The 21867-nt window shown below is 71.6% G+C and carries 20 protein-coding genes and 1 pseudogene; 16 read left to right on the forward strand and 5 right to left on the reverse strand.

All coding sequences use genetic code 11. The annotated features are described in order from the left end of the window. Together ABD663_RS14135 and ABD663_RS14140 are read right to left on the reverse strand one after the other, a co-directional pair. Window positions 1-1993, reverse strand: a 1993-nt coding sequence (locus ABD663_RS14135; protein ID WP_344739627.1) for a YhgE/Pip domain-containing protein, incomplete at its 3' end; no start/stop codon positions are given. Continuing rightward, window positions 1990-4812, reverse strand: coding sequence for an MMPL family transporter (locus ABD663_RS14140; RefSeq protein WP_344739629.1), 2823 nt, complete (start codon window positions 4810-4812; stop codon window positions 1990-1992). The genes ABD663_RS14140 and ABD663_RS14135, both read right to left, overlap by 4 nt. A gap of 130 nt (window positions 4813-4942) precedes the next feature. Here ABD663_RS14140 and ABD663_RS14145 point away from each other — a divergent pair, with 130 nt between their 5' ends. Further along, complete coding sequence (locus ABD663_RS14145) at window positions 4943-5593, forward strand: TetR/AcrR family transcriptional regulator (RefSeq protein ID WP_344739631.1); 651 nt, start codon at window positions 4943-4945, stop codon at window positions 5591-5593. Between the two features lie 9 nt (window positions 5594-5602). On the opposite strand, the gene ABD663_RS14150 is transcribed toward ABD663_RS14145, so the two are convergent. After that, window positions 5603-6592: an o-succinylbenzoate synthase gene (locus ABD663_RS14150; protein WP_344739633.1), complete on the reverse strand. Its 990-nt coding sequence runs from the start codon at window positions 6590-6592 to the stop codon at window positions 5603-5605. A gap of 78 nt (window positions 6593-6670) precedes the next feature. On the opposite strand from ABD663_RS14150, the gene ABD663_RS14155 reads away from it, so the two are divergent. Genes ABD663_RS14155 through ABD663_RS14190 form a run of 8 tightly spaced genes read left to right on the forward strand, consistent with a single transcriptional unit; the run spans window position 6671 to window position 13111 of the window. Further along, a complete protein-coding gene (locus tag ABD663_RS14155) occupies window positions 6671-7006 on the forward strand; it encodes a PadR family transcriptional regulator (protein WP_344739635.1) in 336 nt (111 codons plus the stop codon). Between the two features lies 1 nt (window position 7007). Then, a complete protein-coding gene (locus ABD663_RS14160) occupies window positions 7008-7958 on the forward strand; it encodes a permease prefix domain 1-containing protein (protein ID WP_344739637.1) in 951 nt (316 codons plus the stop codon). Between the two features lie 38 nt (window positions 7959-7996). Next, window positions 7997-8794 (forward strand): LLM class F420-dependent oxidoreductase, encoded by a 798-nt coding sequence (locus ABD663_RS14165; RefSeq protein WP_344739639.1) that lies wholly within the window; start codon window positions 7997-7999, stop codon window positions 8792-8794. Window positions 8795-8797: 3 nt separating this feature from the next. Then, window positions 8798-9136, forward strand: a complete 339-nt coding sequence (locus tag ABD663_RS14170; protein ID WP_344739641.1) for a hypothetical protein — start codon at window positions 8798-8800, stop codon at window positions 9134-9136. After that, a complete protein-coding gene (locus tag ABD663_RS14175) occupies window positions 9133-9996 on the forward strand; it encodes a hypothetical protein (RefSeq protein ID WP_344739643.1) in 864 nt (287 codons plus the stop codon). The genes ABD663_RS14170 and ABD663_RS14175 overlap by 4 nt, the downstream gene beginning before the upstream one ends. A gap of 27 nt (window positions 9997-10023) precedes the next feature. Then, window positions 10024-10923: a 1,4-dihydroxy-2-naphthoyl-CoA synthase gene (locus tag ABD663_RS14180; RefSeq protein WP_344739645.1), complete on the forward strand. Its 900-nt coding sequence runs from the start codon at window positions 10024-10026 to the stop codon at window positions 10921-10923. A gap of 22 nt (window positions 10924-10945) precedes the next feature. Beyond that, window positions 10946-12100 carry an AMP-binding protein gene (locus tag ABD663_RS14185; RefSeq protein WP_344739647.1) on the forward strand — a complete coding sequence of 385 codons (1155 nt, stop codon included), beginning with the start codon at window positions 10946-10948 and terminating at the stop codon, window positions 12098-12100. A gap of 30 nt (window positions 12101-12130) precedes the next feature. Further along, a complete protein-coding gene (locus ABD663_RS14190; RefSeq protein ID WP_344739649.1) occupies window positions 12131-13111 on the forward strand; it encodes a 1,4-dihydroxy-2-naphthoate polyprenyltransferase in 981 nt (326 codons plus the stop codon). 116 nt (window positions 13112-13227) lie between these two features. On the opposite strand, the gene ABD663_RS14195 is transcribed toward ABD663_RS14190, so the two are convergent. Beyond that, on the reverse strand, window positions 13228-13494 hold the full coding sequence (locus ABD663_RS14195) for a DUF4229 domain-containing protein (RefSeq protein ID WP_344739651.1): 267 nt from the start codon (window positions 13492-13494) through the stop codon (window positions 13228-13230). Between the two features lie 91 nt (window positions 13495-13585). Between ABD663_RS14195 and ABD663_RS14200 the strand changes: the two genes are divergently transcribed. The 3 genes from ABD663_RS14200 to ABD663_RS14210 are packed head-to-tail and all read left to right on the forward strand — an operon-like array spanning window position 13586 to window position 16780. Next, a complete protein-coding gene (locus ABD663_RS14200) occupies window positions 13586-14053 on the forward strand; it encodes a PLD nuclease N-terminal domain-containing protein (RefSeq protein WP_344739653.1) in 468 nt (155 codons plus the stop codon). Further along, complete coding sequence (gene menD, locus ABD663_RS14205) at window positions 14019-15878, forward strand: 2-succinyl-5-enolpyruvyl-6-hydroxy-3-cyclohexene-1-carboxylic-acid synthase (RefSeq protein WP_344739655.1); 1860 nt, start codon at window positions 14019-14021, stop codon at window positions 15876-15878. Before ABD663_RS14200 ends, menD begins: the two co-directional genes overlap by 35 nt. Window positions 15879-15916: 38 nt before the next feature. Then, window positions 15917-16780 carry a polyphosphate kinase 2 family protein gene (locus tag ABD663_RS14210; RefSeq protein WP_344739657.1) on the forward strand — a complete coding sequence of 288 codons (864 nt, stop codon included), beginning with the start codon at window positions 15917-15919 and terminating at the stop codon, window positions 16778-16780. 3 nt (window positions 16781-16783) lie between these two features. Here ABD663_RS14210 and ABD663_RS14215 read toward each other — a convergent pair whose 3' ends face one another. Next, window positions 16784-18040 carry an isochorismate synthase gene (locus ABD663_RS14215; protein ID WP_344739659.1) on the reverse strand — a complete coding sequence of 419 codons (1257 nt, stop codon included), beginning with the start codon at window positions 18038-18040 and terminating at the stop codon, window positions 16784-16786. Between the two features lie 23 nt (window positions 18041-18063). On the opposite strand from ABD663_RS14215, the pseudogene ABD663_RS14220 reads away from it, so the two are divergent. The 4 genes and pseudogenes from ABD663_RS14220 to ABD663_RS14235 form a co-directional block, all read left to right on the forward strand. Further along, window positions 18064-18543: pseudogene (locus tag ABD663_RS14220) on the forward strand (DUF402 domain-containing protein); the annotation flags it as partial. A gap of 123 nt (window positions 18544-18666) precedes the next feature. Further along, window positions 18667-19326: a class I SAM-dependent methyltransferase gene (locus ABD663_RS14225; RefSeq protein ID WP_425561801.1), complete on the forward strand. Its 660-nt coding sequence runs from the start codon at window positions 18667-18669 to the stop codon at window positions 19324-19326. A 29-nt stretch (window positions 19327-19355) separates the two neighbouring features. Then, window positions 19356-20411, forward strand: a complete 1056-nt coding sequence (locus tag ABD663_RS14230; RefSeq protein ID WP_344739661.1) for a polyprenyl synthetase family protein — start codon at window positions 19356-19358, stop codon at window positions 20409-20411. 46 nt (window positions 20412-20457) lie between these two features. Further along, window positions 20458-21831 carry an FAD-dependent oxidoreductase gene (locus ABD663_RS14235; protein ID WP_344739663.1) on the forward strand — a complete coding sequence of 458 codons (1374 nt, stop codon included), beginning with the start codon at window positions 20458-20460 and terminating at the stop codon, window positions 21829-21831. Window positions 21832-21867 lie beyond the last annotated feature (36 nt).

Below are 21867 nucleotides of genomic sequence, written 5' to 3' on the forward strand. Positions count from 1 at the left end.
TCAGCACGGCCTGCGCCGAGACCGTGCGTCGGCGGGCGACGGCGAGCACCGTGACGATCACGGCCAGGAGCGTCCAGATCGCGAGCCCCGTCAGGGCGGCACCGACGCCGGTGGCCGAGGTCAACGCGGCCACCATCCCGTTGTAGGCGGGGGACGTCGGCAGCACCGCGGCGATCGCGTTCAGCACGCCGGGCACCGTCGAGACGACCCCGGTGGCCACGAGGAGCACCCCGACGAGCGCGGCGATCCAGCGGCCCGCGCCTCCGAGGGCGGCGACGAGGGCCTGGTTCACCGCGGCGAACGCGATTCCCGCCGCGATGCTCACGCCCGCGAACACCGACCACTGCGCCCACTCGTACCCCGCAGCCCACTGGACGACACCGGCGACCAGCAGCCCCTGCAGCGCGCCGATCGCGGCCGCCGGCCCGAGAGAGCGCAGCGCCAGCGTCGCCGATGACGCCCGCGACGTCAGCGCGCGTCGCGAGACCGCCTGCAGCACGATGAACGTGGCGAGCCCCCCGAACCACAGGGCCAGCGTCGACAGCAGCGGAATGGCGGATGCCCCGAACAGCGACGATCCGAGGCCGTCGGTGCCGACCGGATCGGCGACGACGCTCGCGAGGTCGGCTGCTTCGTCGTCGGTGTACGAAGGAAGGGCGGCGACGGCGGTCGCGAGGCCCTCGGCGAGCTCGTCGGTCCCGGTCGCCAGCTCGTCCGCGCCGTCGCCGAGCTGGCCCGCACCGTCCGCCGCCGCTGTCGCGCCCGACGCGAGACCGCCGGCGCCCGCCGCGAGCTGATCGGCGCCCGCCGCGAGCTGCGAGACGCCGTCGGCGGCCTCGGTCGCGCCGGCGGCGAGTCCCGCCATTCCGTCGGCGATCTCGTTGAGGTTCCCCGACATGCCGACGAGGGTCTGCCCCACGGCCGGCAGCTGGTTGAGACCCTCGATGCCCGCCGCGATCTCATCGGCGCTGTCGATCACCCCGGTGACCGCCGGCAGCGCCTCGTCGGCGCGGGCGGCGGCCGCCGCGATGCCGTCGCACAGCTGGGGCGAGCCGCCCTCGGCGAGACACTCCGCAGCGAGCTGGTCGAGCTGCGCGACCGCGTCGGAGACGGCCGCCGAGATCTGGTCGCTGTTCGCGGCCGCCTGATTCGCGGCATCCACGATCTGCTGGGGCACCTGGGGTGACTGTGCGAGTCCCGCACCGATCTGTGCGACGCCTCCCGCGATCTGGCGGGTGTTGCCGGCGATCGACTGCGACCCCGCAGCCCACTGATCGATGCCTGCCGACGCCGCGTTCGCGCCGGCGGCCCACTCGGCGGTTCCCGATGCCAGCTGACCGGCGCCGCCGGCGAGCTCGACGATGCCGTCGGCGAGGCTCTGGGCACCCTCGGCCGTCTGCGACATGCCGTCGGCGAGCTGGGCCGCGCCGTCTGCGGCGTCGCCGAGCTGATCGCCGAGCGTCGTGAAGCCGAGGAAGACGTTCTCGAGGTACAGAGTCGACAGTTCGTCTCCCATGAGGGATGCCGCCGCCGTGGTGACCTGCGCGGTCACGGCGTCGTCGACGATGAGGCTGTCGTCCGGGGTCGTCACCTCGATGACGGCCTGTTCGGGCGTTCCGCCCGGCTGGGTCGATGTGGCCGCGGCCGAGAAGTTCTCGGGGATCGTGATGACCGCGTCGTACGTGCCGTCGGCGAGGCCGTCGGCGGCGTCGCCGGGATTCGAGATCGTCCACGTGAGGTTGCTCTCGATCTCGTCGGAGCCCTCGACGAGCCCGGCGGTGAGCTGACGCCCGAGCGGCACGAGCTGGTCGTCGATCGTGACCGGCGCGTCTTCGTTCACGACCGCGGCGTTGAGCGCGTCGAGGCGCTCGGTCGGGTTGTAGAGCGCGGCGACGAGGATGCCGCCGATCACGGCGGGCAGCAGCACGATGCCGACGATCGTCAGCCAGGTGACGGGCCGTCGCGAACGGGAGCGTTCGATGGGCAGGGTCATGCGATCACCTCGGAGGCGGGGGAGGTCGAAGCGGAGCGGACCCGCAGCGCGAGCACCGAGGTGTCGGTGCGGCGGGCGTCGGTCAGGATGTCGCGGGTCACCGGTGCGGCGGCGGTGGTGGCGACCACGGTCAGGGGCCCGTCGGCGCCGCGGCCCGCCGTGGCGTCGCGCAGCACGGCAGCGGCCTGGTCGCGGTCGGCGGAGTCGAGGTCGTCGAGGCCGTCGACCACGACGATGCCGATGCGGCCCGACAGCGCCGCGCGCAGCTCACGCAGCGGGTCGTCCGCGCCCCGCAGCAGGGCGAGGCCGACGTGGCTGCGCACCCACGGTGCGCGTTCGGGCAGGAGGTGCCCGCCGACGCGCAACCGGCCCTCATCGGTGCCGAGGCGGCCTGAGACCGCCAACGCGAAGGCGCGCGAGGAACGGGCGTCGCCGACGGCGACGAGGGTGCCGCCCGGCTCGATGCGGAAGTCGGCGCCGTCGAACAGCGCCACGCGCCCCGAGCCCGAGGGTTCGGCGTGCACCCCCACCCGCTCACCGACGAGGGCTGCCGTGGTGTTCGGCTCGGGCCAGTCCGCGAGGGCCAGCTCGCGCTCGACGGCCTCGCCCTCGATGTCGAAGTGGGGGAGGAGGCGGTCGAGCCAGCGCGGCATCCACCAGGCCTTGTCGCCCAGCAGCGCCATGACAGCAGGCGTGAGCGTCATGCGCACGAGGAACGCGTCGACGGCGATCCCGACCGCCAGTCCGAGTGCGATGGGCTTGATCGACGAGTCGCCCTCGGGCACGAACGCCGCGAAGACGAAGAACATGATGAGAGCGGCCGCGGTGACCACGCGCGCCGATGCGGTGAAGCCCGAGCGGATCGCGGCCATCGCGATCCGGCGGCGATTCGCGTCGGGGCCCGCCGCCCGCAGGGCGTGGACGTAGTCCTCGCGCATGCGCGAGACCAGGAAGACCTCGTAGTCCATCGCGAGTCCGAACAGCACGCCCATGAGGATGATCGGCATGAAGCTGATCACCGGTCCGGTGCGCGCCACGTGCAGGGCGTCGGCGAACCAGCCCCACTCGAAGACCGCAGCGACGACGCCGAACGCGGCGAGGATCGACAGCAGATAGCCGACGGTGGCCTTCAGCGGCACCCAGATCGAGCGGAACACGATCATCAGCAGGATGAACGAGAGGCCGACGACGAACAGGCCGAACGGCAGCAGCGCGGCGCCCAGCCGGTCCGAGATGTCGATTCCGACGGCCGTGAACCCGGTGACCTTGAGGTCGACGCCGTACTCGTCGAGCAGCCGTTCGTGCTCGGCGCGCAGGTCGCGCACCAGCTGCGCGGTCGCCGGGTCATCCGGCGCCGTCTCGGGGACGATCTGGATGAGACCCGTGTCGGCGGTCTCGTTGGGGGTCGCCAGCGCGACCTCTTTGACGCCGGGAACCTGCTCGATTTCGTCGGCGAGGTCTTCCATGAGCCCCAGCGGGTCGGTCGACGTGACGATCGTCCCCGCCATGATGAGCGCGCCGTTCTCGCCGGGTCCGAAGTGCTCGGCGGTCAGGTCGTACGCCTGTCGCGCCTCGCTCGACTCGGGCTGGACACCGGCGTTCGGCAATGCGAGAGTCAGGCTCGCGGCGGGGATGGCGGCGATGCCGAGTGTGACGACGACCGCGACGGTCGTGACGATCGGATGCCGTGTCACGAGCATGACCCAGCCGTTCTGCCTCGCGGCGGAGGGTGTTCCGCCGTCGGCGTCGGCGCTTCTCCGGCGGCGCCCGAAGCGGAAACCGGTGCCGACCCGCTTCCACCCGGCGACGCGAGCGCCCGCGAAGCCGAGCAGCGCGGGAGTGAGGGTCACAGCCACCAGTACGGCGATCGCGACGGCCACCGCGGCGGCGATGCCCATGGTCGTGAGGAACGGGATGCCGGCGAACGACAGGCCGATGAGGGCGATGAGCACGGTCATCCCCGCGAACACGACGGCCGACCCGGCGGTGCCGGTCGCACGCGCGGCCGATTCCGCGGGATCGGTCCCTGTGCGCACCTGGTCTTGATGTCGGGCCACGATGAACAGCGCGTAGTCGATGCCCACGGCCAGCCCCAGCATGATCGCGAGCATCGGCGTGGTCGACGAGATCGTCGCGAACGCGGTCGAGACGTAGATGAGTGCGATCGCGAGGGCGACGCCGATCAGGGCGCTCACCAACGGGAACCACGCGACCACGAACGACCGGAAGGTGACCATCAGCACGAACAGCGCGATGAGCACGCCGATCGCCTCGGTGATCGTGAGGGAGGGCACCGACGTCGAGAACAGCTCGCCGCCGATCGCGACCGCCGAGCCCTCGGGCAGCTCATCGCGGGCGTCCTGGGCGACCTGCATGAGGGCATCCGTCGTCTCGTCGGTGACGTCCGTCGGCGCGCCGTCGAACTGCAGGCGGATGATGGCGGCGGTCGAGTCGTCCGAGACGAGGCCGGTGACCATCTCGTCGTACGGGTCGGTGACGGCGAGCACGCCGTCGAGGTCTTCGAGCTGACCGATCGAGTCCTCGATCTGAGACGTGTAGGGCTCTTCTTCGATGTCGTCGCCGTCCGCGGCCACGATGACGAGCTGGGCGCTGGTTCCTGCGGCCTGGGGGAACGAGCGCGCGAGCAGTTCGATGCCCTCCTGCGCCTCGGTGCCGGGGATCGAGAACGAGTTGTCGGTGCCCTTCATGAACACGAGGGCGCCGCCGCCGGCGAGCACGAGGAGCAGGAGCCAGGCGATCAGAACACGCCAGGAGTGGTGGAACGACCAACGGCCGAGCGTGTAAAGGAGTGTGGACACAGCGGCTCCGGGTTCCAGGGGTTCAGACAGTCTGGATACAGCGCTGTATCGGATACATGAGTGTATCGTAGGGGCCGAATCGCGGCCGAACCTGAACGGACCGTGTGAAGATGACGGCGGAAGGAGCGCGATGACCGAGACCGTGAGCGTCGCCTCGCCCCGCCGTGAGGTGACGAGGCAGAAGCTGCTGGATGCCGCCGCCCAGGTGTTCGCCGAGGTCGGGCTCGATGCGGCGTCCGTCGAGGCGATCTGCGAGCGCGCCGGCTTCACCCGCGGAGCGTTCTACTCGAACTTCGAATCGAAGAACGAGCTGTTCCTGGCGCTGGTGGCGGCGGTGAGCGGCGAGCGGATGCGCATCGTCCGTGAACGCGTGAGCGACCTCAAGTGCCGCGCCGATCTGGGCGCCGACCCTGCACAGGTGCTCGGCCTGGTACAGCAGGTGCTCGACTTCGACGCCGACGACCGTGAGAGCGTGCTGCTCATGAGCGAGATCCGCATCCACGCGCTGCGCGATGCGGAACTGGCCGATGCGTACCTCGCGCAAGAGGACGAGCTGCTGCAGCAGATCACCGAGATCATCGACGACATCGCGGAGGCGCGCGTGCTGGCGTTCCGGCTGCCCGCCGATCGCACCGCGCGACTCATGCTCATGGCGTGGGAGGGCGCCGCGATCCGCAGCGTGATGCGTGGACTGTCCGCCGAAGAGCGCCGCCGCGCCGTGGGTGCCGAGCTGGCGCGGATCGCGCAGATCGCGATCCGGCCCGTCGACGCCGGGCGCTGACCGGCGTCCTCACTCTCCGAGCAGGATTCGGCAGCGGGCGAGTCGATCGAGCCACCAGCGCTCGCGGTCGGCGGGGGCGCGATGGCGGTCCAGCAGCTCCCGGTCGGCCTGAACGCGCCCCACGGGGATGGCGCCGTCGACAGGCACCAGCGGCGTGCCGGTGACGTCTGCGGCGAGCAGGGCCGCCGTGCCCAGGCCGCAGTCGAAGTCGAGGTCGGGCAGTGCGGCGGCCAGCGCCGCACCCATGCCGAGGCCGATCGAGGTGTCGAGTGCGCTCGAGACGACCGCCGGCAGTCCCGCTTCGCGGACGATGTCCAGTGCCCGGACGACGCCGCCCAGCGGCTGCGCCTTCACCACCACGAGGTCGGCGGCGCCCGCGCGCGCGACCGCAAGCGGATCATCGGCTTTGCGGACGCTCTCGTCGGCGGCGACGGGGATGCCCATGTAGCGGATGCGGCGTCGCAGCTCGGCGAGCTCATCGATCGTCGCGCAGGGCTGTTCGACGTACTCGAGGTCGAACTCCGCCAGCGCGTGCACCGCGTGCTCGGCCTCGTCGAGATTCCACGCGGCGTTCGCATCGACGCGGATGCGTCCTTCGGGTCCGAGTGCCGCGCGAACCGCGGCGACCCGTTCGACGTCGTCGGCGAGGGTCTGACCGCGCTCGGCGACCTTCACCTTGGCGGTGCGGCATCCGGGGAACCGCGCGAGGACGCCGGCGACCGATGCCGCGGCCACGGCCGGAACAGTGGCATTCACCCGCACGGTGGTGCGCACCCCGGCGGGCTGGGGGTTCCAGCCGTAGTCGATCGCGGCCGTAAGCCACATCGCCGCCTCGACGTCGTCGTACTCGGGGAACGGTGAGAATTCCGTCCACCCCTGCGGACCCTGCAGCAGCAGCGCCTCTCGGACGCCCACGCCACGGAAGCGCGTACGCAGGGGGAGTGCGACGACGCGTGCGGTCGAGAGCAGCTCGGCGGTGGAGGGGAGTGCAGGTGTCACGTCCCCATCATTCCGCCTGCACGCTCTGCATCAATGTGCGCTTGACTATAGTGTGCGTCACACAGTACAGTGTGACGCATGAGCGAGAACGAGGCCCTCGAGACCCACGTGCAAGAGCTGCGACGGGGCACCGTCGTGCTCGCCTGTCTGCGGCTGCTGCGCGAACCGGGCTACGGCTACGGCCTGCTGGAAGAGCTCCAGGGGCGTGGGTTCGACACCGACGCCAACACGCTCTACCCGTTGCTGCGCCGCCTCGAGAAGCAGGGTCATCTGACCAGCGAGTGGAACACCGACGAGGCACGTCCCCGCAAGTTCTATCGCACGAGCGCCGCCGGCGATCGGCTCGCGGCCGCGCTCAGCACCGAATTCACCGAGATCGTCCGTGCGATCCACGACCTTCCCCAAGGGAGCTGACATGTCCGCCCACACCCTCACCGAACGCTATGTCGCCGCGGCGATGCGCACCGTACCCGACGACCAGCGAGACGACCTGGCAGCCGAATTGCGCACGTCGATCGACGACCAGATCGACGCGCGCGTCGACGGCGGCGAGCCTCGCGAGCGCGCCGAGCGCGAGGTGCTGACCGCGCTCGGCGATCCCGACAAACTCGCCGCGGGCTACACCGGCCGGCCGCTGCAGCTCATCGGGCCGCAGTACTTCCTGGACTGGAAACGCCTCGTGACCGTGCTGCTGTGGATCGTCGTGCCGCTCGCGGCGCTCGGCATCGCGCTGGGTCAGACGCTCTCGGGCGCCGGCGTCGGCGCGATCATCGGCTCGGCCGTCGGCGGTGCGATCACCGTCGCCGTGCACCTCGTGTTCTGGACGACGTTCGTGTTCGCTCTGGTCGAGCGCTATCAGCGCCCAGCGGGCCCTCTCACGACCTGGACGGTCGACCACCTGCCCGAGCCCCGTCAGAGCGGCACCGGCGTCGGCGAGGTGATCGGCGGCGTGGTCGCGCTGCTCGCGGCGACCGCAGCGCTCATGTGGGATCACTTCGTGGGGTTCGTCCCCGGCATCCCGGTGTCGTTCGTCGCTCCCGAGCTGTGGCCGGCGGGCGTGACCTACGCCCTGATCGTCCTCGCCCTCGACGCGCTGCTGCTGCTGGTCGTCCACGTCGTGCGTCGCTGGACGATCCCGCTCGCGGCCATCGCGATCGTGCTGAACCTCGCGCTCGCGGTGCCGGCACTGTGGCTGCTGGCCACCGGCCAGCTGGTGAACCCCGAGTTCTTCCCGACGATCATCCCGTCAGGCGGCGAGCAGGTGGGGAGGATCGTCACGATCGTCGCCGGCTTCGTCATCGCCGGCACGTGCGTGTGGGACATCATCGACACCGTCCGCAAGACGGTGGCCGCGCGACGCGGCTGAGTCGCTCCGGCGCGCGCCGGGATGCCTAGGCTGAAGCCATGCTCCTCGACGTCCCGGTGCGCCTCGGCGTGCAGATCCCACCCCAGCATGTGACCTATCCCCAGCTGCGCGACGTCGTCCGCCGTCTCGAGGACATGGGCGTGGACGTCATCTTCACGTGGGACCACTTCTTCCCGCTCTCCGGTGACCCCGACGGCCTGCACAGCGAGTCGTGGACGACACTAGCGGCGTGGGCCGAGCAGACCGAGCGGGTCGAGTTCGGCGCGCTGGTCAACTGCAACAGCTACCGCAACCCCGACCTGCAGGCCGACATGGCCCGCACCATCGATCACATCTCGGCGCGAGGCGGCGAAGGACGCTTCATCTTCGGCACCGGATCGGGTTGGTTCGAGCGGGACTACACGGAGTACGGCTACGAGTTCGGCACCGCCGGATCCCGTCTCGACGACCTCGCCGACGGGCTGCGACGGATCGAAGCGCGCTGGGCGAAGCTCAACCCGCCGCCGACGCGCCGCATCCCCGTGCTCATCGGCGGAAAGGGCGAGAAGAAGACCCTGCGTCTGGTCGCCCGGCACGCCGACATCTGGCACAGCTTCGTCGGCGCCGAGGAGCTGCCCCACAAGCTCGCGGTCATCGAACGGTGGGCCGAGACCGAGCAGCGCGACACCGCCGGACTCGTCATCTCGAGCGAGCTCGGACGCCGCGATGGGGCGCAGGCCGACGCTCTGTTCGCCGGCGGCGCGCGGCTGTTCACGCTCGGCATCCTGGGCCCCGACTTCGACTACGACCTCGTCGCGTCCTGGTTGCGCTGGCGCGACGCGAAGAACGGCGTCTGAATCATGACCGGAGGACTCATCGCCGTCCCTCGCCGCGGCACGCCCAATCACCGCAGGTGGATGATCCGGGCCCTGGCGATCGGCGTCCTCCCGCCGCTGGCGGGACTGTCCGGTGCCGTCACGCTGTGGCTGTTCGCGCTGACCGAGCCGGGAGAGGCCCCCGTCTTCAGCGACATCGCCGTCCTCGCGGTCATCGTGCTCGTGGCCGCCGCTGTGCTCGGGTTCCTCGCGACCCTCGACGTGCGCACCCGCACCGCGGGCGTCGCGACGCTCGTCATCGCCGCGCTGCTCAACCCGGCGAGCTTCGCGCTCGTGCAGGCCGCGGCAGGCGTGCAATGGTGACCGAACCGCCGACGGCGGTGCGCCGCGGCATCCCGAGGCCACGGGTCGCGCTGGCGGCGGGCGGTCTCGCCGCATCGGCGGCGGTCGTCGCCGCGATGCTGCAGGCGCCGTGGCCGGTGCTCACGCTCATCGGCATCACGGCGATCGCGGTGGCGGTGCTCGCGACGCTCGTGGCGGTGCGTCGCGACTCGCGCGTGGTCGCACCGCTCGCCGTCGCCCTGGTCGCACTGGTCAACCCCGTCGTGCTGACCGCCGTGTCCGACCACGTCGTCGCGCGCGTGGGGGTCGTCTCCTTCACCCTCGACCGCGGATTCGTGCTGTGGGGCGTGTACCCGGGTATCGCCGGGTGGGATCCTCCCGCCGACCCGCCACTGGTCGACATCGGCGGCATCGCCCGCACCTCGCAGGATGCGGTGCGCGATGTGGTCGACGCGACGAGCAGCGCGTTCGGATGGGCGTGGCGTGTCGGCGACCAGCCGTCCGGGGCGAGGGCGATCGTCAACGGCTGGGGTGGCGTGTCCGCGTTCTGGCGGATCGACTCGCCGACCTGGATCAGCGACGACGCCGGCGACCTCGGCCGACGCGCCGTGCTCACGGACGCCGTGGCCGGGGCAGCGGAGCGCCTGGATCTGCCCTTCGAGGCCGATGTCGACGGCGACGTCGACACCGGCGACGGCGTGCGGGCGTGGAGCGACGACCTCGGCGGGACGCTCTTCCTCCAGATCGCCGGTGCCCGGGCCACCGTCTGGTACACCGGCGGCCCGTTCCTGGCGACGACGGTCGAGGACTTCGAGGAGCGGCTCGAGCCGTTCGAGGGCCTGCTGCCCCCGGCGACGATCGAGGAGCCCGACCTGCCGTGAGCGGCGCGGGACTCTAGGCTGGCACCCATGGTCTCAGAGCTGTTCGACCCGGAGCAGTGGACCCTCGCGCCCGGCGCCGAGGACTACACCGACATCACCGCGCACGTGAGTCTCGACGGACGCATCGCCCGCGTCGCGTTCGATCGACCCGAAGTGCGCAACGCGTTCCGTCCGCACACCGTCGATGAGCTGTACCGAGCTCTGGACGCCGCACGTCAGGACCCGCGTGTCGGCGTCGTGTTGATCACCGGCAACGGCCCGAGCCCGAAGGACGGCGGCTGGGCGTTCTGCTCGGGCGGAGACCAGCGCATCCGCGGTCGCGACGGCTACACCTACGCTGCCGACGACGCGACCACACCCGATCCCGCTCGCGCGGGGCGCCTGCACATCCTCGAGGTGCAGCGGCTCATCCGATTCATGCCCAAGGTCGTCATCGCCGTCATCCCGGGGTGGGCCGCCGGCGGCGGGCACTCGCTGCACGTCGTCTGCGACCTGTCGATCGCGTCGGCCGAGCACGGCCGGTTCAAGCAGACCGACGCCGACGTCGGCTCGTTCGACGCCGGATACGGCTCGGCCTACTTCGCGCGGCAGGTCGGTCAGAAGACCGCGCGCGAGGTGTTCTTCCTCGCCGAGGAGTACTCCGCGCAGCGTGCCCACGAGATGGGCGCGGTGAATCGCGTCGTGCCGCACGCCGACCTCGAGCGCGAGGCGATCGCGATGGCGCGGACGATCCTCACGAAGTCGCCGACGGCGATCCGGATGCTGAAGTTCGCGTTCAACGCCGTCGACGACGGTCTGGTCGGCCAGCAGGTGTTCGCGGGCGAGGCCACCCGGCTCGCCTACGCCACCGACGAGGCGGTCGAGGGTCGCGACGCGTTCCTCGGCAAGCGCGACCCGGACTGGTCGGCGTACCCGTGGCACTACTGACGCGCGACGGGTCACGGTCGCGATGAGGCTCGAGCCGATCACCGATGCGGATCCGCGGCGCATCCTCGCTGCCGTGCGCGCCGTGCTCTCCGGCGACGGACCCGCGCTGGGCCTGGGTCTGGTCGACCGCCGCCCCGCCCACGTCGGCGACGGCACGGCGGCGGTCATCACGACGTCGGGATCGACCGGCATCCCCAAGAGCGTCGTGCTCGCCCGCGACGCCGTCGTCGCCTCGGCACGCGCGACCGCCGACCGCATCGGCACGGGCACGTGGCTGCTCGCGCTGCCGGCCGCGTACGTCGCGGGACTCCAGGTTCTGGTGCGCTCGGTGGTCGCCGGGCGCGAGCCCGTGCTGCTCGAGGGTCCCTTCACTCCGGCATCCTTCGCCGAGGCGGCGCTGATGATGCCGCGGACGCGCGACGGTGCGCGCGAGCCGACCTTCACGTCGCTCGTGCCCGCTCAGCTGCAGCGCCTGCTCGACGCCGCCGATCACGACCGCGCGGTCGCCGAGGCGCTGCGCGCGTTCGACCGGGTGCTGATCGGCGGTCAGGCGCTCGCGGCGGTGACGCTCGAGCGCGCCGAGGCCGCCGGAGTCCGGATCGTGCGCACCTACGGCTCGACCGAGACCAGCGGCGGATGCGTATACGACGGTGTGCCGCTCGCCGGCGTCTCGGTGCGCACCGTCGACGGCGAGGTGCAGGTGTCCGGACCGATGCTCGCCGACGGCTATCTCGCCGAACCCGAGGCGACGGCAGCGGCTTTCCCGCACGACGACGCCGGTGTGCGCTGGTATCGCACCGGCGACGCCGGCGTCATCGAGGACGGCGTGCTGCGCGTGCGCGGGCGCCTCGATCACGTCATCGTCTCGGGCGGCATCAACGTCTCGCTCGACCGGGTCGAGCGCGTCGTCCGTTCGGTGCCGGGGCTCGCCGCCGCGGTCGTCGTCGGGGTGCCCGACGAACGGTGGGGCGAAGCATCCGTCATCGTCGCCGGTCGTGGCGAGGCGCTGCGACGCAGCGAGGCGATCCAGCTCGACGAGGCGCGTGCGGCCGTCGCCGCCGAGATCGGGGCGCACGCGCGGCCGGTGCGTCTCGTGCTCGTCGACGAGCTCGCGACCCTCCCATCGGGCAAGCCCGACCGCGAGGCGATCCGGCGGGCGGTGCTCTCGCTGCATTGACACGGTCGCGTCGGCCTATGATGTCCAGTCGTGGCAGGCACCTCGAGCAAGAAGCGCAAGCGCCCCGGGCCCAAGAAGCAGACGGCCCGCGGCAACCCCCAGAAGGCGAACGTCCCTCGCGACCCCCGGCAGGTGAAGCCCGCGACGGCGGGAGACTGGATCGGCGCGGCACGGCTGCGCACCCTGCCGCTCGCAGTGACGCCCGTCGTCATCGGGTCGGGGGCGGCGATGGTCGTCGTCGACGCGTTCCACTGGGTGATCGCGCTGTTCTGCCTCATCGTGTCGGTGTCGCTGCAGATCGGCGTGAACTTCGCCAACGACTACAGCGACGGCGTGCGCGGGACCGACGACCACCGCATCGGTCCCGAGCGCCTCACCGCGTCGAAGAAGGCGAAGCCGCGTACGGTGCTGGTCGTCGCACTCGCGTTCTTCGCGATCTCGGCCGTCGCAGGCCTGGCGATCACGATTCGCACACAGCAGTGGTGGCTGATCGCCGTCGGTCTGGTGTGCATCGCGGCGGCGTGGTTCTACACCGGCGGGAAGCGGCCGTACGGCTATTACGGCCTCGGAGAGCTGTTCGTGTTCGTGTTCTTCGGCCTGGTCGCGACGCTCGGCACGACATGGGTGCAGGCGTTCTCGCTGCCGCAGGAGGCCTGGTTCGGCGCGGTCGGCGCCGGCCTGATCGCCTGCGCGGTGCTGTTGGCGAACAACCTGCGCGACATCGATCAGGATCGCGCGGCCGGCAAACGCACCCTCACCGTGCTCATCGGCCGCACGGCGACGCGCTGGCTGTTCACGGTGTTCGTGCTGGCGCCCTTCGCGATCGCGATCTTCCTGGCGCTGTTCTACCCGATCGCATGGCTGACGCTGCTGGCGCTGCTGGCGGCTCTGCCGGCGATCCTCATCGTGTGGACCTACCGGCATCCGCGAGAGCTGGTCGTCGCCCTCGCACTGACGTCGCTCACATCGCTCGGATACGGCGCGTTCCTGGCCTGGGCGTTCGTCGGCTGATCTCGCCCGTCCTCCTCATCTGGCGCCGAGCGGACGAGGATGCACGACTCTCCCGGCGTGTCGCGTGCATTCCTGTCCGCTCGACAGGGGGGAGGGGGGAGGGGGCGACCGGGAGGTCAGGTTTCGTCGGTGGCGGCGTCCTCGACCTGCTCATCGGATGCCTCGCGCCGGCGCGCTTCCCGGCGTTCGGCGAGCCCGGCGCTGACCTCGTCGAGCGGCGTGCGCAGGAACAGCAGCGAGATGCTGAGGCCGATCATCGCCGCGAACAGAGCGGACAGCCAATAGAACTCGCGCCCGATCGGCAGCAGCATGAGCAGGCCGAAGGGCACCAGGAACGCGAGCAGTCGCAGCACCGAATAGACGAAGACGGAGCGGGCGCGCATCCCTCCATGGTAAGCGTCCGTCATCCTAGCCCTCTGCCACGGTTGGGTCACGACCCGGCCCCCGCAGCGGACGCGCGCCTAGGATGGAGGAGTGCCTCGGGTGCTGTTGATCCTCGCTCTGGTGGCGACCGCGTTCTGGGTCTTCACCATCGTCGACTGCGCCGTGCAGCCGCCCACCCGCCATCGCGGGGTGCGCAAGAGCGCCTGGATCCTCATCGTGGTCTTCCTGCCCGTCGTCGGCGGACTGCTGTGGCTGACGATCGGCCGCACGCGCGCCGCGTCGATGGCCGCGCGCCGCGCACCCGACGACGACCCCGAGTTCCTGGGCACGATCGGCTCGATCGCCGACCAGGATGAGCGCATCCGCCGACTCGAGGAGGAGCTCGCACAGCTCGACGCGGAAGACGACGACCCGCGGTGGAACCTGACGCACGCCGACGACGCCGCATCCGACGCGGCCGCCGCCGCTGACCCCGCGCCCTCCGATCCGCCCGCGCGCGGCGCCGAACGCGGCGACGGCGACGATGACGGCCGCGAACAGCGCGGCGCCGTCAGCTGACGTGAGCAGCGGCGACGCGCCGCCCGACGCGCGCTCCCCGGCATCGCCCGCGACCGACGCCGCCGCGGCACTGCTCGGACGACTCGTCGACCGCGGCGTGCGCCACGTGGTGGTCAGCCCCGGTTCGCGTTCGCAGGCTCTCGCCCTCGTGGCCGCCGAGCTGGAGGCGCGTGACGTCGTGCGCCTGCACGTGAGGATCGACGAACGCGTCGCCGGTTTCACCGCGCTCGGCGTCGGACGAGAGTCGGGCGTGCCGGCCGTCGTCGTCTGCACGTCTGGCACGGCCGCCGCGAACCTGCTCCCCGCCGCGCTCGAGGCCCATCACGCCGGCGTGCCGCTGATCCTCGTGACCGCCGACCGGCCGCCCGAGCTGCGAGGCGTCGGAGCGAACCAGACGACTCGGCAGCCGGGCATGTACGCGCCGAGCGTGCGATACGAAGCCGACCTGCCCGTGCCGGACCAGGTCGACGCGGGCGGCGACGCTGCGCAGACCGCGCTGCTGCGCACGGTGGCCGACGAGGCGTTCGACGCCGCACTCGGCGCGGGACTGCGCTCCGCGGGCCCGGTGCACCTCAACATGCCGCTGCGCGAGCCTCTCGCGGGCGAGCTGCCGGCCTGGCTCGGGATGCCCGTGCTCGATCCCGCTCCGGTCGTCCTCGATCCCGACCGGCCCCCCATCGACGAGCAGCCCGAGGATGAGGCATCCGGGGCTCTGTACCAGGGCGGCGGCGGGATCGGGGGTTCCGACGTACCCGACGAGCCGGGCGAGCTGCCCACCGTGCTCGCGCGCGGACCGCGGACGGTCGTCATCGCCGGCGCGGACGCCGGGCCCGACGCCGAGGTGCTGTCGAGCGCCGGCGGCTGGCCCCTGGTCGCCGAGATCGTCAGCGGGTCGCGGTTCGGACCGCACCTCGTGCACGGGTACCGGATTCTGCTGCGCGAGCCCGAACTCGGAGGTCGGGTCGAGCGCGTCGTCGTCGTCGGGCATCCGACCCTCAGCCGCGAAGTGACCGCGCTGCTCTCGCGCACCGACGTCGAGGTGTTCGCGCTGCGCGGACCGGGGGAGCCGCTCAACCTCAACGGCCGGACCGTGCCCGTCGATCTCATCGCCGTCGGCGCGGGGGAAGCCGATCGCGACTGGCTCGGCGCGTGGATGCGGGCCTCGCGCGCCGCCGCCGTCGACCTCGCTCCACCGGCACCCGATGCGGACGCGCTGAGCTCCGTCGTTCCCGACGAGCGGCTCGGTGCGATCCGCGATGAACTGGGCGTGATCCGTGCGCCGCTCGACCGCGAGGCGCTGGTCGACGCCGTGTGGCGGGCGACGTGGCCGCACGACCGGCTGATGTTCGGCTCATCGCGGCTCGTGCGGGTCGCCGACGCGGTGCTCGCGGGCAAGCGCGTGCCCGTTCACGCGAACCGCGGCCTGGCCGGCATCGACGGCACGGTCGCCACGGCGATCGGCATCGCGCTCGCGGCCGAGTCGGCGGGAGCCCGGGGGGTCACCCGTGTGCTGCTGGGTGACCTCGCCCTGCTGCACGACCTCGGCGCCCTGCTGCTGCCTCCCGGCGAGGCTGCCCCGCGGATGCAGGTGATCGTCGGCAACGACGGCGGCGGCACGATCTTCGACGGTCTCGAGGTCGCCGAGATCGCGGGCGAGGCCGCGATGGACCGCGTGCTGTACACGCCGCACACGGCCGACCTCGAGCGGCTCGCCGCCGCCACCGGGTGGGAGTTCCGTCGGGCTACCACGCGCGGCGAGCTGGACCAGGCGCTCACCGCCCCGCTGAGCGGGCGCATCCTCATCGAGGTGCCGCTGACACGCTGAATCCGACGCGCGGCCCCCGCATCGGCCATGATGGGCGGATGGGCAAGGACGCTGAGGACATCTGGTCGGACGACGTCGCGCAGCTGCTGCGCGTGAGCGAGGGGTTCATCCTCTCCGGGGTGGACCCTACGGGGACTCCCGGCTACGCGCACGGGAAGAAGCAGGGCGCCAAGGATCTCGCGACGGGCGCGGCCGAGCTCGACGAGTATCAGGATCGCCTCTTCGCGCGCAGTCGAGTGGATGCCACGCACTCGTCCGTGCTGCTCGTGCTCCAGGCAATGGACACGGCCGGCAAGGGCGGGATCATCCGTCATGTCGTGGGCTCGGTCGACCCGCAGGGGGTGAAGATCACGGCCTTCAAGAAGCCGACGCCGACCGAGTTGAAGCACGACTTCCTCTGGCGCATCGAGAAGGCGCTGCCCGAGGCCGGACAGATCGGCGTGTTCGACCGGTCGCAGTACGAGGACGTGCTGGTGGCGAAGGTGCGCGAACTCGCGCCGCCGGAGGAGATCGAGCGCCGCTACGGCGCGATCAACGACTTCGAGCAGGAGCTGACCGAGAACGGCACGCACGTGCTGAAGGTCATGCTCCACATCTCGTACGAGGAGCAGCGCGCCCGACTCATGGAGCGCCTGGACCGGCCCGACAAGCACTGGAAGTTCAACCCGGGCGACGTCGACGAGCGCTCGCTGTGGCCGCACTACATGTCGGCCTACCAGACCGTCTTCGAGCGCACCTCGACCGATCACGCGCCCTGGTACGTGGTGCCTGCCGATCACAAGTGGTACGCCCGGCTCGCCGTCCAGACGCTGCTGTTGCGCACGTTCGCCGCGGTCGACCCCCACTGGCCCGTCGCCGACTACGACATCGCCACCGAGCGCGCCCGGCTCGCCGCGACCTGAGGCCTACGCCAGCGCGTCGACGATCGGCCGGAACTTGACGCGGGTCTCGAGCAGCTCCGCCTCGGGGTCGCTTCCGGCGACGATGCCGGCCCCGGCGTGCGCCGTCACCGGCAGGGTGTCGCCGCCGGTCGCTTCACCGACCTGGGCGCACCGCAGCGCGATCGCCCACTCGCCGTCGCCGTTCGCGTCGACCCAGCCCACCGGCCCGGCGTAGCGGCCTCGGTCGAAGGGCTCGAGGCGGCGGATGGCCGCGATGGCGGCATCCGTCGGCGTGCCGGCCACCGCGGCGGTCGGGTGCAGCGCCGCGACCAGATCCAGGGACGATGCGGAGTCGGCGAGCCCGGCCTCGATGTCGGTGGCCAGGTGCCACACGTTCGGCAGCTTGAGGGCGAACGGCTGCTCGCTCGCCGAGAGGGCGCCCGCGTAGGGCCGCAATGCCGCGACGACGCTCTGCACCGCGTACTGATGCTCGTCGAGGTCCTTGGCGCTCGTTGCGAGGGCGAGGGATGCGGCGGCATCCGCGTCGGGGTCGGCTCCGCGCGCCGCGGTGCCCGCGAGCACGCGTGCGGTCGCGACGCCGCCGGCCACCGAGATAAGGGTCTCCGGGCTCGCGCCGATCAGTCCGTCGACGGCGTAGGCCCAGGTATCGGGGTATCCCGTCGACAGCGCGCGGGCGAGCCGTCGCAGGTCGGATCCGGCCGGAATGGTGCCGACCAGCTCACGGGCGAGGACGACCTTGCTGACCTCGCCGGCGGCGATCGCGTCGAGACCGCCCCGCACGGCGTTCTGGTACCCCTCGGGGTCGAGCCGGCCCGGTCCGAGCGTGGCGGCCCAGTACGGCCCGTAGCCCGTGGCCTCGGGCGGCTGCGGAGCAGGCCGCCCCTCGCGATGGATCGTGGTGATCCAGAAGCGATCGCCTGATCGCCCCAGGACGACCGACGGCACGATCAACGCCCCGCGCGTGGTCGACTCCGGGTCGAAGGGCAGCGCTCCGAACGCGATCAGACCCGTGCCGTGCAGGCCCACCGGGTCGTCGACCGCGGCGTCCTCGACCGCGGCGCGCCACGCCGACCCTACGGAATCGCCGGCGCCCGCGACGTCGATCCGCAGGGTCTCGCCGACCCCGACGAATCCGTCCCCGCGGCGCAACCACACCAGCGGTGCCGTCGGATGCGCGTAGGCGAGCAGGTCCTCGACCGGGTCGGCCTCGCGGGTGGTGGCGACCAGCCTCGCGGGTCGGGCGGCATCGAGGAAGGTCACGAGGAAAAGCCTAGACTCGTCGCATGCCCGGCGTTCCCGCATCCGACTCCCCGTCCCGTCCGGCGCCCGGCACGCGGGTCGAGTTCACCTGGCGCAAGTGGGACGGATCGCCGCACTGGGTGCACGAGTGCGTGTACCTCGGCAGCGACCGTTGGGGCGACTGGTTCGGTCAGCAGATCGGCTGGCGCAGTGCGCGTCCCGGACGCGAGGTGATCGCGCAGGCTCCGAACGTCACCCTCGTACCCCCGGACGGCGAGTACGCCTTCACGCACAACGCCCCGCCGGCGCGCACGTCGGTCTACATCGATCTCGCATGGGACGCCGGCTGGTCGGATGCCGGTGAGCCGACCGGTATCGACATGGACCTCGACGTCGTCGAGCACGCCGACCGCGGCCTGTACATCGACGACCGCGACGAGTGGGACGAGCATCGCGTCGCGTTCGGCTATCCCGCCGACATCGTCGCGCGGCTCGAGGCGCGCGCGGTGGAGCTCGAGCGTGCCGTGGGGGCCGGCGAGGCACCCTTCGACGGCCCGACCGCCGACGGGTGGCTGCGCACTCTGGCCGATCTCGTCGAGCGGGCCACGCGCGCCGACCTCGGCAAGGATCCCGCACGCGTCAGCGGCATGTTCGACCAGGTCGCCGCCGGCTACGACCGCACCAACACCGTGCTGAGCATGGGCAACGACAAGCTGTGGCGCGCGGCGACCACGCGCGCGGTCGCACCGCGCCGGGGCGAGCGCATCCTCGATCTCGCCGCCGGAACCGGCGCGTCGAGTGTCGCTCTCGCCCGCAGCGGCGCGACCGTGACCGCGGCCGACTTCTCGCCGGGCATGATCGCCGAGGGGCGCCGCCGGCACCGTGGCATCCCGAATCTGACCTTCGTCGAAGCGGACGCGACCGACCTGCCGTTCGACGACGCGGAATTCGACGCCGTCACGATGTCGTTCGGGCTGCGCAACGTCAACGACCCGTCGCAGGCGCTGCGCGAGCTGCTGCGCGTCACCCGGCCGGGCGGCCGGCTCGTCGTGTGCGAGTTCTCGCACACGCCGTCGAAGGCATTCGGGGGCGCCTACCGCTTCTACAGCGATCGGGTCCTGCCCGTGGTCGCCAAGGCGGTGTCGTCGAATGCCGACGCGTACGACTACCTGAACGAATCGATCCGCGCGTGGCCGGACCAGCGCACGCTGTCGGCGTGGATCCGCGAAGCCGGATGGACCGACGTGGCGTACCGGAACCTGACGATGGGGATCGTCGCGCTGCACCGCGCTCGTCGCCCGGCATGAGCCCTCCCGCCCGCCGGTAGGCTGTGGGGGTGACTCCGCCGCCACCCGACTCGCGTCTCGCGGGCAATCTCGGTCTGACGGACCGGATCTTCGCCGGCCCGCGGTCTCGGCGGCTGCTCGCCACGGTCGAGGCGGGCCTCGAGCGGGTGGATGCGTCGCTGCAGCGTGAGCTGCACGTCACCGATGCGCTCGCCGACTCGGCGAGCCGCTATCTGTACGAAGCGGGCGGCAAGCGCGTCCGCCCGATGCTGGCACTGCTGACCGCACAGCTGGGCGACGGCGTCATCGACGGCGTCGTCGACGTCGCCACCGCACTCGAACTGACGCACCTCGGCTCGCTGTACCACGACGACGTCATGGACGTCGCCGACCGTCGGCGCGGGGTGCCCAGCGCCCATGCCGTCTGGGGCAACAACGTCGCCATCCTCACCGGCGACCTGCTCTTCTCGCGCGCGAGCCAGATCATGGCGCGCCACGGAGATCGCGCGATCCGGCTTCAGGCCGACACCTTCGAGCGTCTCGTCTTGGGGCAGATGCACGAGACCGTCGGCCCGGGCGTCGACGACGACCCCGTGGACTACTCACTGCAGGTGCTCTCCGACAAGACCGGTTCGCTCATCGCGGCGGCCGCCCAGGCCGGAGTCATCTTCTCGAACGCCCCGAGCGCGTACGAGGAGCCGCTGCGCGTCTTCGGCGAGAAGGCCGGCGTCGCCTTCCAGCTCCTCGACGACGTGATCGATCTGTCGTCCGACCCCGACGAGACCGGCAAGGTGCCCGGCACCGACCTGCGCGCGGGTGTGCCCACCATGCCGTACCTGCTGCTCGGGCGCCGGACGGATGCCGCATCCGTCGGCCTGCGCGCCCGCATCGACGACGGGGTCGCAGACATCGCCGCCGGCGAGGACGCCGCAGTCCTCGACGCCGACCTCGCGCAGCTGCGCGACCACGACGCCACCGATGAGACGCTGCGCCTGGCGCACCAGTGGTCGCGCGAAGCCGTCGCCGCCCTCGATCCGCTCCCCGACGGCCCGGTGCGCGAGGCGCTGACGCGCTTCGCGCAGGCCGTCGCCGATCGCTCCAGCTGACACACGACACTTGAGGGGCCGCCGAGTCGGCTCCGCGGGAGGACCAATGACCAAGCTCAGGCTCGCCATCGTCGGCGCCGGGCCCGCCGGCATCTATGCGGCCGACATCCTGCTGAAGGCCGAGCGCAAATTCGACGTGTCGATCGACCTCTTCGAGCAGCTGCCGGCCCCGTACGGGCTCGTCCGCTACGGCGTCGCGCCCGATCACCCTCGCATCAAGGGCATCATCACGGCACTGCGCGGCGTGCTCGACCGAGGTGACATCCGGATCTTCGGCAACGTGCGGTTCGGCGAGGACATCACCCTCGACGACCTCAAGCGCCACTACCACGCGGTGATCTTCGCCACCGGCGCCGTGCAGGATGCGAACCTCGCGATCCCCGGGATCGATGCCGCCGGATCGTACGGTGCGGCCGACTTCGTCAGCTGGTTCGACGGGCATCCTGACGTGTCTCGCCAGTGGCCTCTCGACGCGGCATCCGTCGCCGTCATCGGCAACGGCAACGTCGCGCTCGATGTGTCGCGCATGCTCGCCAAGCACGTCGAAGACCTCATGCCGACCGAGATCCCCGCGAACGTCGAGGAGGGCCTGCGGGCGAGCCGTGTCACGGACGTGCACGTCTTCGGCCGTCGTGGCCCGGCCCAGGTGAAGTTCACACCCCTCGAGCTGCGCGAGCTCGGCGAGCTGCGCGATGTCGACATCGTCGTCTACGACGAGGACTTCGACTACGACGAGGCCTCGCGCGCGGCGATCGCCAGCAACAAGCAGGTCATGGTCATCGACCGGGTGCTGCAGTCATGGCGCAAGCGCGAATCGGTCAACAACGCGGGGGGAGAGGCATCGCGGCGCCTGCACCTGCACTTCTATGCGCGCCCTCTCGAGGTGCTCACCGACGACGAGGGTCGGGTGAGCGGTCTGCGGTGGGAGCGCACCCGACCCGATGGAGAGGGAGGCGTCGTCGGCACCGGCGAGATCCGCGAACTCGAGATCCAGGCGCTGTACCGCGCGGTCGGCTACTTCGGCTCACCGCTGCCCGGGGTGCCGTTCGACAAGCGCCACGGTGTCATCCCGAACCACGAGGGTCAGGTGCTGCGCAAGGACTCGAACGAGCGCGTGCCCGGCGTGTACGCGACGGGCTGGATCAAGCGCGGCCCGGTGGGCCTCATCGGCCACACCAAGTCGGACGCGATGGAGACGATCCGCCACCTCATCAACGACCAGGGGTCGTGGTGGCAGCCCGCCGACCCGTCGGAGGAGGCGATCCCTCGCCTGCTCGAAGAGCGTGGCATCGCGTGGACCGACCTCGAGGGGTGGCATCGACTCGACGAGCACGAGATCGCCCAGGGCGAGCCGCACGAGCGCGCCCGCGTGAAGGTCGTGCCGCGCGACGAGATGATCGCGATCTCGCGCGGCATGTGACAACCGCACGCCCGGCTCGCGCCGGGGCGGCCGCAG

Source organism: Microbacterium awajiense (assembly GCF_039536545.1).
Classification (GTDB): domain Bacteria; phylum Actinomycetota; class Actinomycetes; order Actinomycetales; family Microbacteriaceae; genus Microbacterium; species Microbacterium awajiense.